Genomic DNA, 13,076 nt, shown 5'->3' on the forward strand with positions numbered 1-13,076 from the left:
CGACATAATTTAATATACAGCATCTTATATTAGATGTCAACACTTTTTTCGAGGAAAATTATTCTCCCCGAAAAAAAGTGTTTCGCAACTCTGTTAGCTCTTCGCCTTCTATCGTATAAAAATGCACAGTGACCTCTTTATTTTGAATGTCGCAAATGGCATACGTTTTATCTTGACGCCCTTTAGGGAGGCGAATGCTACCCGGATTAATGAAAATCCGTCCATTCCGTTCAAAAGCCTGGGCAACATGGGAGTGGCCAAAACAAACGATGTCCGCGCCAATTTCTTCTCCCCTAAAGCTAATCGAAAGAAACGACATTTTGACATTATATAAATGGCCGTGAGTAATATAAAAACAAGTTTCACCAATATGTTCAATCGCTTCATCTGGTAGTTCAGGTGCTCTAAAATCCATATTTCCTTTGACTGCAATGAAACCTTGCAATCCCTTATCATGAACGGATAATTCGGAATCACCACAATGGATCATTGCCTTTACCTCATCTTTATGCCGCTCTTTCATGTCCAATAACTCTTTATGCAGACCATGGCTGTCACTTACGATTAAGACTTTCATGCTGAAGTCCCCTTTAAAAGGAAACTCATGTTTTCACCAAGCTTTTGAATAGCCATTGCTCGATGGCTGATTTTATTTTTTTCTTCTTTCGGAAGCTCTGCCATTGTTTTATTCAATTTTGGCACATAAAAAATTGGATCATAGCCAAATCCATACGTTCCCACTCGTTCTCTTGTAATTTGCCCTTCGCAGCGTCCTTCGACAATCAATGTTTCTTTTCCGGGAATAGCAACAGCAAGGGCACAGACGAAGCGGGCCGTGCGCTTGCTATTTTCCACAGACTCCATCTCTTTTAGAACTTTGTCTATATTTTTTTCATCGTTTTTTTCTACCCCCGCATACCGGGCAGAAAAAACACCCGGTCTGCCATCCAGCGCATCAATAACAAGCCCCGAATCGTCAGCGATGACTGGCACATTTAATTTCATTGCGATTGTTTCGGCTTTGATTTTTGCGTTTTCAGCAAAGGTCGCCCCTGTCTCTTCCACGTCCGGCGCATCCGGGAAATCTAAAAGCGATTCGACTTGAATCCCCTTCTCTTCAAAAAGCGCCTCAAATTCCTTTACTTTCCCTCTATTTTTAGTTGCGATGATCACTTTCATTTTCTTCACCTTTTATTTTAATTAAATTTACGAGTTCCCCTAATGTTTCCTTTTGAATATTTATAAGTTCTTTTACACCTTTATTACCTAAATCAAGCAATATTTGCAGCTCATTATAAGAAAACGTAGCTTCTTCCCCCGTTCCTTGCAGTTCTACAAATTGACCACTTCCCGTCATTACGATGTTCATATCAACGCTCGCATTTGAATCTTCTGCATAATTTAAGTCCAAAATCGGGCCAAGTTCAGGATCAATCCCGACTGATGTAGCGGCAAGATAATCTTTAATAGGAAGTTCAGCAAGCGTTTTATTTTCCAATAATTTTCCTAAAGCAAGCGTCATCGCAACAAACGCTCCTGTGATGGAAGCTGTTCGTGTCCCGCCATCTGCTTGAATGACATCACAGTCAATCCAAATGGTGCGTTCGCCGATTTTGTCTAAATCGACAACCGAGCGAAGAGCCCTTCCGATTAAGCGCTGTATTTCCATTGTTCGTCCTGACACTTTTCCTTTGCTTGATTCGCGAATCGTGCGTTGTTCCGTTGCTCTAGGCAGCATCGAATATTCTGCTGTAATCCAGCCTTTCCCCTGGCCCCTCATAAAAGGAGGAACTCGTTCTTCAATGCTTGCAGAACAAATCACTTTCGTATTTCCGACTGAGATTAATACCGAGCCCTCCGGATGTTTTATGTAATCTTTTTCAATCGAAACCGTTCTTAATTCATTTCCATTTCTTCCGTCTACTCTCATATGGCAACCTCCTGTTATGTTTCTTTGCTTCGTTTAGTATTGCCTTCCTGTTTCCAATCATGTGAAAAAGAGATAGCGATAAGCCACCTCTTTATCGTATCATACTCTATCTTTATTTAAAATTCACGCGTGTTTACCATTTTCGGTCTTGAAACAGGAGTAGTCAGTTTTTTTCCGTTTTCCTTCATGACACGTTCTTTCCCGTCAACTTGAATTGCCACTTTTTGAATATCTTGTAATTCAGTCAGCGATAATACAATGGAATTTAACGCATCATCCGCAATCGTATGATCCCGTTTATTTTGCAGTACGGCTTCATTAAAATTTAAGGTAACTACGCCATTTTTTACAGTAGGTTTCGTTAAAAGCTTGACATCTTCACGGAAGTCGGACTGGAGATTACTTGTAAAAGAAGGGCCTTTAATGAGTTCATTAACCGTTTCAGTTACGAGATCCTCATCGCTTGTTTTCGCAACTCGTCTCGTTACCGGAACGTAATATTTTTGATTATTATCTTCATTGATAAAATAAAGAGTTACACTTTCACTGTTTGTTAGATCAACGACATCTCCCGCTTCAATATTGATACCATCCGCCCTGCTTACACCATTACCGATCGGCGTATTATTTACAGGCATTGATTTCAAGTCTTTGCCTTCGATTTGGATTTTCACATTTTTAATCGAGTGAAATTGTGTGAGGGTGAACGTGATCGCCTGTAATATTTTTTGTTCATTCTTTGCCTCATAATCCTTAAATTCTTTCGAAAAATTAGCGGTCGCCGTCCCACCTTTCACATTGACGCCCAACACTTCGGTATCCGCCGGCAAAACTGCTTGAAAACCGTTCGGCAGCATATTGGAAACCGGTCCGTCTTTCACTAAATATTCGAGCACCTGTTTTTCGGCTGGTGATTTTGACTTTGGCAGTTCGAGCATTTGCGGAACAACGAGACCGTTTTTGTCCATTAAAAACAACTGCCTTTTGACCATGTTACTTTTTACCGCTGTTTTTGACCCCTTTTTATTGTCCAATGAATTTTCATAGCTCACTTTTTTTGGGGGATCTAGTTCATTTCCTGCCTTTTCCCCCCCAAACCCGCAACCTGATATCAGCAATGAAACTGATAAAACGGCGAGCGGTGCCCCTACCCGGAACTTTTTGTACATACGTTTCCCTCCCTGAGTGTTTGTACTACTATGTATACGAGCTATCGATCGATTTAGACCAGTAAAAAAAGGGATAAAATCTTTAAAGATTTTATCCCAGCGTTATAAATTCGACTTTACTTACTTTTATATCCAGCCAATGATTCGCAATTTCCAGGAAATGTCCGTTATCGGTAGTTGAAAAAAATTGATGTTGCGGCAAGCGCCCTCCGGTAAAAAGCAACCCGCTATGGTCCAGAATGGTGGAAACTTCGCGGGCTGTTTCCGCACCTGAACAAATCAGACGAATATGTTTGCCCATCACCTGTTGAATAACAGGCCGCAATAAAGGATAATGCGTACAACCGAGAATAAGCGTGTCAATTGACATTGTTTTTAACGGCTGCAGCGTTTCGCTAACAACAGAGAACGTGTTCTCACTGTCAAGCTCCCCATTTTCAACAAGCGGAACAAATTTTGGGCAGGCCAAACTTTCCACTTTCACATCGCTATTAATGCTTTTAAGAGCATTTTCATAAGATTTGCTGTTGATTGTACCAACAGTGCCTATTACCGCCACATGGTTGTTTTTCGTCATTTTCAAAGCAGTCCGGGCTCCGGGATGAATAACTCCCACTACAGGGATCGGAAGGCTTTTTTTAATGTCGTCAAGAACGGCCGCTGTCGCTGTATTACAGGCAATGACAAGCATTTTAATTCCTTTGTGGAGCAAAAAGTCCACTAACTGCAAAGTAAATTTCCTAACCTCTTCAAGCGGTCTTGGCCCATACGGACAACGCGCGGTATCCCCTAAATAATAAATTTCTTCTTTCGGAAGCTGGCGCATAATTTCTTTTGCTACCGTTAAACCTCCAACACCTGAATCAATTACTCCTATTGGTTTATCCATTATCTCTTCTCTTCTTTCTATCGCCATACTTAGATGTTTTTCCGGGTTGTTTAGCCCACTTTTTCACATCACTGCTTTTAATTAAACTATGTATCTGGTTATTCTTCAAGTCTTATAAATAAAGAGCTGCGAAATGCAGCTCTTATTTTTAAAACGTTTCCTTGACATAAGTAATTACTTCTTCATTTGTATTTAAATTCAAGATCGTCTCGATATGCTTCTCGACTTCCGCTTTTGAAAGCCTGGAAATCTGGCTTCTTGCAGGTAAAATGGAAGAAGCACTCATTGAGAATTCATCTAAACCAAGTCCTAGCAATATTGGAATAGCGATCGGATCACCCGCCATTTCCCCGCACATGCCAACCCATTTTCCTTCCTTATGGGCAGCATCAATGACCATTTTTACAAGTCTGAGGATTGCAGGATTGTATGGCTGATAAAGGTATGAAACCCGTTCATTCATACGGTCTGCAGCCATCGTGTATTGTATAAGGTCATTCGTTCCAATGCTGAAAAAGTCCACTTCTTTCGCAAAGCGGTCAGCCATTACGGCCGTTGCAGGGATTTCTACCATCATTCCAACTTCAAATGAATCGGATACTTCTACTCCCTCATTGATGAGCTTCTCTTTTTCTTCCATTAAGACAGCCTTTGCTTGCCTGAACTCATCCAATGTCGCGATCATCGGGAACATAATTTTCAAATTGCCATACCTGCTTGCCCTTAGTAATGCTCTTAGCTGCGTTCTGAATATTTCCTGTTCTTCCAGGCATAGCCGAACGGCCCTGAATCCTAAGAACGGATTCATTTCTTTTGGTAGATCGAGGTACGGCAACTCTTTGTCGCCGCCAATATCCAGGGTACGGATGACAACAGGTTTTCCTTCCATCGCCACGAGTACTTCTTTATAAGCGTTATACTGTTCTTCTTCAGTTGGAAGCTGGTCTCTTCCCATATATAAAAATTCTGTACGGTAAAGGCCGACACCTTCACCACCATTGTTTAATACCCCTTTGACATCTTCAGGTGTGCCAATGTTAGCAGCAAGCTCAACTCTCTTTTCGTCTTTTGTCACTGTTTTTTCGTGAAGAAGCTTGGCCCATTCGGCTTTTTGCGCATCATATTCTTTCTGTTTTTCTTCGTAAAGAGCGATTTCATTATCATTCGGGTTGATGATAACTTCTCCATTAATGCCGTCGATAATGACGATGTTGCCGTTAGACAATTTCTTCGTTACTTGTTTTGTGCCAACGACCGCCGGTATTTCCATTGAACGCGCCATGATTGCGGAGTGTGACGTTCTGCCCCCAATATTCGTCGCAAAGCCTTTTACAAACTTTCTGTTTAATTGGGCAGTATCAGACGGTGTCAAATCATCGGCGATGACGATGACTTCTTCCGAAATATTTGCCGGTGTCATAAATTGCACGCCTAAAAGATGAGCAAGCACACGTTTAGAAACATCGCGAATATCGGCGGCTCTTTCTTTCATATATTCATTATCCATTTGTTCAAACATGGAAATAAACATCGAAGAAATATCATCCATCGCACTTTCGGCATTTACTTTTTCATTTTCGATTTTTCCTTTTACCGCATCAATTAACTCCGGATCTTCAAGAACGAGGAGATGAGCAGCAAAAATCGCTGCTTTATCCTCTCCAAGTTCATTAAACGCTTGATCTTTTATTTTCTCAAGCTCTCCCTTTGCCTTTTGAACTGCATTTGTAAAGCGATCGATTTCGCTTTGCACATCGCTTATTTCTTTTTTCTCGATCGTTAAATCAGGTTGTTCGAGCAGAAATGCTTTAGCAATCGCAATTCCATTTGATGCAGCAATACCTGAAATGATTTCAGACATTACTCACCAAGTCCTTCCTTCTTCATAATTGCTTCAATCGCTGAAATTGCCTCTTCGCTGTCAGCGCCTTCCGCTTTCACAACAATTTCTGCACCGCTTGGGATGCCAAGACTCATAACTCCCATTATCGATTTCAAATTGACGCTTTTCCCGTTATACTCAAGCGTAATATCAGAACTGAATTGCCCCGCCTGATTTACTAGAGATGTTGCGGGACGCGCATGAATTCCAGAATCACTTGTTACTTTAAATGTTTTTTCTGCCATAATTAAAAACCTCTTTCCACTCATTATTTTTTAATTGCAATTATATTTTCTTCACCTTTTGTCACATTTCCTGTTTTTTCGAGTTGAATCGCTTCCCCTTCTGACAGATTGGTAAAGACAATCGGTGTAATGATAGAAGGTACACGTTCCTTCACTTCAGAAATGTTCACTTCCAACAATTTCTGCCCTTGTTTAACCGTGTCGCCTTCTTTTACAAACGTTTCAAAACCTTCTCCATTTAATTTAACCGTATCAATTCCAAAATGAATTAAAATTTCACGGCCATCTTCGGATTCGAGTCCAATCGCGTGCTTCGTCGGAAAGACGTTCACTACTTTGCCGTTAACCGGTGATACGACTGTACCATTTGTAGGTTCGACAGCAAAGCCGTCACCCATCATTTTTTCGGAGAAAACTTGATCCGGGACTTCCGTGATCGGAAGCAATTTTCCGTCTAACGGTGCTGCAATACTTTCTTGCTTTTTTTTCTTTTTGAAAAACACGTCAGTTTCGTCTCCCTCTTCTTTATCTTTTTTGGCGATAATCACCTTACCATCTATTATATCTTTAATTTCACTTTTAATCGTATCAGAACGCGTTCCAAAAATGGCTTGAATGTTATTTCCCATTTCAAGGACGCCCGATGCACCAAGCTTTTTCAAGCGGTTTTTATCGACATTTTTTGCATCTTTTACAGATACGCGAAGACGAGTAATACAAGCATCAAGATTTGTCAAATTTTCCTTTCCGCCAAGTGCTTCAAGAATGTTAGCGGCAAGTGAATCTTTTTCGGATTCGGAGCCCTTTGTTTCCTCTCCTTCTTCCACTACTTCTCGTCCCGGCGTTTTTAAATTAAATTTCCGAATGGCAAACCGGAATCCGAAATAATAAATCACTGCAAATACGAGACCTACGATAATGGCGAGCCACCATCTTGTCCGGCCTTGAAAAACGCCGAAAAGAAGAAAATCAATGACACCGCCAGAGAATGTCAATCCAATTTTTACATTTAAGATTTGCATGATCATAAATGAAAGACCAGCAAAAATACAATGAATGCCAAATAACACTGGTGCGACGAATAAAAATGAAAACTCAATCGGTTCCGTTATCCCGGTTAAAAAAGATGTTAAAGCGGCGGAACCCATTATACCAGCAACCATTTTCTTATGTTCTGGCCGCGCTTCGTGGTAAATCGCGAGAGCTGCGGCTGGCAGACCAAACATCATAAACGGGAATTTGCCGGTCATAAATGTTCCAGCAGTTAGCGGAACGCCATCCTTTAATTGCTCAAAGAAAATTCGCTGGTCACCATGAACCACTTGTCCTGCTTTGTTTACATACTCGCCAAATTCATACCAGAACGGGGCATAAAAAATGTGGTGCAATCCAAAAGGAATAAGTGCCCGTTCAATGACACCAAAAACAAAAGCTGCGAGTGTTCTATTTTGGTCAATCATGGCATGCGAAAATGCATTTAAGCCATTTTGGATAGGCGGCCAAACAAAGATCATAATAATTCCCAATGCAATGGATGTAACCGCTGTAATAATCGGAACAAATCGTTTTCCTCCAAAAAAACCTAAATACGGGGGCAAATCGATATTATGAAACCGTTTATATAAAGATGCGGCCAAAATACCGATGATAATGCCTCCAAAGACACCCGTCTGCAATGTTGGAATGCCTAATACCGAGGCAATTGCCTGATCATGTCCGGATTCTGCAGCTTTAAGGGTAACCCCTTTCAAAACACCCATTGTCACATTCATCATTAAGAAGCCGACAATGGCTGCAAGCCCGGCCACCCCTTCACCACCGGCAAGCCCTACCGCTACCCCTACGGCAAAGAGAAGCGCTAAGTTTGAAAACACAATGTTGCCGCATTGTTCCATTACCTGGGCGATCATTTGTACCCAATGAACATCAAGGGCAGGAAACTTTTCTAATGTTGCAGGATTTTGTATCGCGTTGCCGAATCCTAACAATAATCCAGCCGCAGGCAAGATCGCAACAGGGAGCATTAATGCTTTACCTACACGTTGCAAGACTCCAAAAAACTTCTTCCACATCTAGGATCCTCCTTTTTTGTAATGTAAACAAAAAAGGCATGAATGAATAGACGTCATTACTTAACGGGCATTGATTTACCCATTAAATAATCACCATCGTCTTTTCACTCATGCCTGATCGAATCAGTAACACGCAAATAAAGATTGTTTATTTTATTGGGGTGAAAGCCTTTGCAAATGCAATGTTAAATAAACCGCTTCCGCATTAGATACTGGTTTATTTAATTCATTTTGCATAATCTTCATTAGCTTCCACGCAAGATTATAGCATATCGGATATTCTTCTTTCAACAGCTTTGCCAATTTTTCTTGTTTTTCTGTATAATCGTCTCCCTGCTCAATTCGTTCAATGGCATAACGTAAATGTCTGACTAGCCGAAGAAAGTTAATGCTTTCATAATCGATTTCGACTTGAAGAGAATCCTCAATCACTTGAATGAGCCGGTTCACTAATCGGGAGCGGTGATTAATGTCACTAATATTTTTATTGGTAATTGCACTATGGATATGAAGTGCGATAAAGCCAATTTCCCCTTCTGGAAGCCTGATCCCAATTTTTTGCCATATCATATCAATTACTTCTTTCGCGATCTTATATTCGGTTGGATAGATCGTTTTTGTTTCTGCAAGAAACGGATTTTTAATATCCATCCCTTGTTCGATTCTTTTAATGGCAAATGCGATATGGTCGGTTAAGGCAATATGAATATGTTTATATAGTTTCGTCTGCAATCTTGTTTCAATAAGGGTAATGACTTCATTAATGGCGTCCAAAACTTTGTCGTCGATGGAATGAATTAAATTCAAATATTGCTCTTTTTCTTTTTGCGTACTTAACACGTACAGCTTGTCCACCATTTCCTCTGAAATCGTATCGCCTTTCTTCTTTCCAAAGCCGATTCCTTTTCCTATCATGATCAGTTCCGAATACTGCATGTTGCCAGCGATAACAACATTGTTATTTAACACTTTTTTCACTTGAAATGATCCATTCATCCCATACAACCCTTTCCCCGATCTACCTGAAAAAATATCACAATGGTTTCATCATAGCTTAACTGTCTTTGTTTATCAAATGCAAAACGTGGAATTAGGAAATTGGATGAACTTTATAAAGATCGAATAGAAAGAAAACGGCTTTCAAGGAAAGCCGTTTTCCGACTAAATCTCAAGTTCTCCAAGCCTCAAAAGTTCTACAACGGCTTGAGAGCGCCCTTTCACCCCAAGCTTTTGCATCGTGTTGGAAATATGGTTTCTGACTGTTTTCTCACTTATAAACAGCTGTTCTGCTATTTCCTTTGTGGTTTTATCCTGGACCAAGAGTTCGAAAACTTCTCTCTCTCTTTTTGTAAGTAGAGGCTTCGGTCGGTAGTGTTTCTCTTTCAATGATTTCACCCCTCCTTGCTAGGGATTAAAGAACTGCCAACGTAGATTGGAAGTATTTAGTCAACATATAGTATGTAAATTCGTTTTTAGGAGTGACTTGTAATCCCGAAAAAGTCGGGAATTTGTGTCTATTTCTCATGAAAAAAAGCCCATTTTTTAGAAAACGGGCTTCCTTTAATAAAACAAAGGCCTCCTCAAAGAGGAGACCTTCGTTTTATTTATCACTACCAAAGAAATTTCTGAACGATTGAATCGTTGTTTCACGGTTTAATGATGCGATTGAAGTTGTAAGCGGAATACCTTTCGGGCATGACTGCACGCAGTTTTGCGAGTTACCGCACGATGCAAGACCGCCTTCACCCATAATAGCATTTAAGCGTTCCGCTTTATTCATTGCTCCAGTTGGATGGGCATTAAATAAACGAACTTGAGAAAGTGGTGCAGGACCGATAAAGTCGGATTTGCTGTTAACGTTCGGACACGCTTCTAAGCAAACTCCACAAGTCATGCATTTCGAAAGTTCATACGCCCATTGACGCTTCGGCTCCGGCATGCGCGGCCCTTCTCCTAAATCGTAAGTACCGTCAATTGGAATCCATGCCTTTACTCGCTTAAGCGCATCAAACATACGGCTCCGGTCAATCGCAAGGTCTCTGACAACAGGGAATGTTTTCATCGGCTCAAGGCGAATAGGCTGTTCTAAATTATCAATAAGAGCCGTACAAGATTGGCGCGGCTTGCCATTAATAACCATTGAACATGCACCGCACACTTCTTCCAAACAGTTCATTTCCCAATATACCGGGGTAGTCGCTTCACCTTTTGAGTTTACCGGGTTACGACGAATTTCCATTAATGCGGAAATAACGTTCATATTCGGACGATATGGAATTTCAAATTCTTCCTGGTACGGGGCAGTTTCCGGACTATTTTGTCTGGTGATGATAAATTTAACCGTTTTTTGGCTCATCATTTTTTACCCCCTTCGCTTTTTTTAGAATAGTCACGTACACGAGGTTTAATATATTGAATGTCGACTTCTTCATATTCGAAGTCAGGGCCATTTTTCGCAGGATTAAACTTCGCTTTCGTTGTTTTTAGCCATTCTTCATCATTACGTTCCGGGAATTCCGGTTTGTAATGGGCGCCACGGCTTTCGTTACGGTTATAAGCTCCTAATGTGATAACGCGGGCCAATTGAAGCATATTCCAAAGCTGGCGTGTAAACGCTGCACCCTGGTTGCTCCATTTAGCAGTGTCGTTAATATTAATTTTTTGGTAACGTTCCATTAATTCTTGAATTTTTTCATCTGTTTTAAGCAGTTTATCATTATAACGTACAACCGTTACGTTGTCGGTCATCCATTCTCCGAGCTCTTTATGAAGAACATAAGCATTTTCATTGCCGTCCATGCTCATAATGTTATCAAACTTCTCTTGTTCCCTGCGGACTTGCAGCTCAAACACGGAAGAAGAAATATCATCAGACGATTTTTCAAGACCATTAATATAGTTAACCGCATTTGGTCCAGTAATCATACCACCGTAGATTGCAGATAGAAGCGAGTTTGCACCTAGACGGTTGGCTCCATGATATTGATATTCACATTCTCCACAAGCGAAAAGTCCAGGAATGTTGGTCATTTGATTAAAGTCAACCCACATGCCGCCCATTGAATAGTGAACAGCAGGGAAGATTTTCATCGGAACTTTACGCGGATCATCACCCGTGAATTTTTCATAGATCTCAATGATTCCGCCTAATTTTACATCTAACTCATGCGGATCTTTATGAGAAAGGTCAAGATAGACCATGTTTTCCCCATTCAGTCCAAGTTTCATATCTACGCACACATGGAAAATTTCACGTGTCGCAATATCACGTGGCACAAGGTTACCGTATGCAGGATATTTTTCTTCAAGGAAATACCATGGTTTTCCATCTTTGTACGTCCAAATACGTCCACCTTCACCGCGGGCAGATTCACTCATTAAACGCAGTTTGTCATCCCCAGGAATTGCCGTCGGGTGGATTTGAATAAATTCACCGTTTGCATAATAAACGCCTTGTTGATAAAGAGACGATGCAGCTGTACCCGTATTGATAACGGAGTTCGTCGACTTACCGAAAATGATTCCAGGCCCGCCTGAAGCCATGATAACGGCATCAGCAGCAAAACTATGGATTTCCATTGTTTTTAGGTTTTGCGCTGTAATTCCCCGGCATACCCCTTCATCGTCGAGAACAGCGGATAAAAAGTCCCAGCCTTCATATTTTGTTACAAGACCGGCAACTTCATGGCGACGCACCTGCTCATCTAGCGCATAAAGCAATTGTTGTCCAGTCGTCGCCCCGGCAAACGCCGTTCTATGATGCTGTGTTCCCCCGAACCGACGGAAATCGAGAAGACCTTCCGGTGTACGGTTGAACATAACACCCATACGGTCCATTAAATGAATGATCCCTGGTGCTGCTTCACACATTCCTTTAACTGGAGTCTGATTGGCTAAGAAGTCACCACCGTATACTGTATCATCAAAATGGATCCATGGAGAATCCCCTTCACCTTTTGTATTGACGGCACCATTGATTCCCCCCTGTGCACAAACAGAGTGAGAACGCTTTACTGGTACGAGTGAAAATAAATCTACGTTCACACCGGCTTCAGCTGCCTTAATAGTTGCCATCAACCCGGCAAGACCTCCGCCGACAATTATAATTTTTCCTTTACTCATGCTGGTTCACCCCTTCTTAAATAAATGCGAAAATGGTTCGAACACTAATAATCGCAAGCGCTAAAAAGACGATCATTGTGAAGTAAGTGGATACTCTCTGTGAACGAGGCGAAACCGTAAGCCCCCAACTTACCATAAATGACCAAAGTCCGTTCGCAAAATGAAACACAGTTGAAAGAACCCCGATCAAATAAATAACGACCATTACGGGAGAACTTAAAATGTCGTGCATCATGTCATAGTTTAATTCCGTTTGACCAAGTGCATAGCGAATACGCGTTTCCCACACATGCCAAGCAAGGAAAATTAAAGTGATTACACCTGTTACACGTTGGAGAAGGAACATCCAGTTGCGAAAATAGCTTAATCTGCCTACATTGTTTTTCGCTGTAAAAACAATATAAAGTCCATAAATCGCATGAAAAAGTAATGGTAAATAAATTAAAAGAAATTCCAATACGATGAGGAACGGAAGGTTTTCCATAAAGTTTACCGCTTTATTAAAGGAACCCGCACCTCTAGTCGCAAAATGGTTTACCGTTAAGTGCACCAATAGGAAAAGACCGACTGGAATCACTCCGAGTAATGAGTGAAGTCTTCTGTTAAAAAAATCTCGGCTGCCTGCCATACGTTTTTTGCCCCCTTTTAAAAATTACTGTGGAATAGTGGTTTCGCGTTACTTATAAGTTGGTAGCGCTTATAAGCAGGTTCTCCTTCATGTGTGTTGTAAACAGATGCGTTTAAAAAATAGTTTTACCAACATTGCA

13 protein-coding genes are annotated in these 13,076 nt (G+C 41.0%); all 13 read right to left on the minus strand.

The features are described from left to right. Positions 1 to 58 precede the first annotated feature (58 nt). The 13 genes from H538_RS0103975 to H538_RS0104035 all read right to left on the minus strand — a co-directional run bounded on the left by H538_RS0103975 (position 59) and on the right by H538_RS0104035 (position 12,937). The gene (locus H538_RS0103975; protein WP_026676491.1) at positions 59 to 577 is read right to left on the minus strand and encodes a metallophosphoesterase; all 519 of its coding nucleotides are present in this window, start codon (positions 575 to 577) and stop codon (positions 59 to 61) included. Beyond that, entirely contained in the window at positions 574 to 1,179 is a 606-nt protein-coding gene (locus H538_RS0103980; protein WP_035350022.1) for an XTP/dITP diphosphatase, read from the minus strand. The genes H538_RS0103975 and H538_RS0103980 overlap by 4 nt, the downstream gene beginning before the upstream one ends. Beyond that, positions 1,157 to 1,930: a ribonuclease PH gene (gene rph / locus H538_RS0103985; protein ID WP_026676493.1), complete on the minus strand. Its 774-nt coding sequence runs from the start codon at positions 1,928 to 1,930 to the stop codon at positions 1,157 to 1,159. The genes H538_RS0103980 and rph overlap by 23 nt, the downstream gene beginning before the upstream one ends. 116 nt (positions 1,931 to 2,046) lie before the next feature. Further along, on the minus strand, positions 2,047 to 3,099 hold the full coding sequence (locus H538_RS0103990) for a GerMN domain-containing protein (protein WP_026676494.1): 1,053 nt from the start codon (positions 3,097 to 3,099) through the stop codon (positions 2,047 to 2,049). Between the two features lie 91 nt (positions 3,100 to 3,190). Further along, the gene (gene racE, locus H538_RS0103995) at positions 3,191 to 3,988 is read right to left on the minus strand and encodes a glutamate racemase (RefSeq protein ID WP_026676495.1); all 798 of its coding nucleotides are present in this window, start codon (positions 3,986 to 3,988) and stop codon (positions 3,191 to 3,193) included. A gap of 148 nt (positions 3,989 to 4,136) precedes the next feature. Continuing rightward, a complete protein-coding gene (gene ptsP / locus H538_RS0104000; RefSeq protein ID WP_026676496.1) occupies positions 4,137 to 5,849 on the minus strand; it encodes a phosphoenolpyruvate--protein phosphotransferase in 1,713 nt (570 codons plus the stop codon). Beyond that, a complete protein-coding gene (locus H538_RS0104005) occupies positions 5,849 to 6,115 on the minus strand; it encodes a phosphocarrier protein HPr (protein ID WP_026676497.1) in 267 nt (88 codons plus the stop codon). The genes ptsP and H538_RS0104005 overlap by 1 nt, the downstream gene beginning before the upstream one ends. A 23-nt stretch (positions 6,116 to 6,138) precedes the next feature. Beyond that, positions 6,139 to 8,187: a glucose-specific PTS transporter subunit IIBC gene (gene ptsG / locus H538_RS0104010; RefSeq protein WP_026676498.1), complete on the minus strand. Its 2,049-nt coding sequence runs from the start codon at positions 8,185 to 8,187 to the stop codon at positions 6,139 to 6,141. 153 nt (positions 8,188 to 8,340) lie between these two features. Continuing rightward, positions 8,341 to 9,183, minus strand: coding sequence for a glucose PTS transporter transcription antiterminator GlcT (gene glcT, locus H538_RS0104015; RefSeq protein WP_026676499.1), 843 nt, complete (start codon positions 9,181 to 9,183; stop codon positions 8,341 to 8,343). A gap of 165 nt (positions 9,184 to 9,348) precedes the next feature. Continuing rightward, positions 9,349 to 9,573 carry a helix-turn-helix domain-containing protein gene (locus tag H538_RS0104020; RefSeq protein ID WP_007202417.1) on the minus strand — a complete coding sequence of 75 codons (225 nt, stop codon included), beginning with the start codon at positions 9,571 to 9,573 and terminating at the stop codon, positions 9,349 to 9,351. Positions 9,574 to 9,787: 214 nt separating this feature from the next. Further along, a complete protein-coding gene (sdhB, locus tag H538_RS0104025) occupies positions 9,788 to 10,546 on the minus strand; it encodes a succinate dehydrogenase iron-sulfur subunit (RefSeq protein WP_026676500.1) in 759 nt (252 codons plus the stop codon). Further along, on the minus strand, positions 10,543 to 12,309 hold the full coding sequence (gene sdhA / locus H538_RS0104030; protein WP_026676501.1) for a succinate dehydrogenase flavoprotein subunit: 1,767 nt from the start codon (positions 12,307 to 12,309) through the stop codon (positions 10,543 to 10,545). Before sdhA ends, sdhB begins: the two co-directional genes overlap by 4 nt. 16 nt (positions 12,310 to 12,325) lie before the next feature. Further along, positions 12,326 to 12,937 carry a succinate dehydrogenase cytochrome b558 subunit gene (locus H538_RS0104035; RefSeq protein ID WP_026676502.1) on the minus strand — a complete coding sequence of 204 codons (612 nt, stop codon included), beginning with the start codon at positions 12,935 to 12,937 and terminating at the stop codon, positions 12,326 to 12,328. Between the last annotated feature and the right edge of the window lie 139 nt (positions 12,938 to 13,076).

The sequence above is a fragment of the Fictibacillus gelatini DSM 15865 genome (assembly GCF_000430745.1).
GTDB lineage: Bacteria > Bacillota > Bacilli > Bacillales > Fictibacillaceae > Fictibacillus_A > Fictibacillus_A gelatini.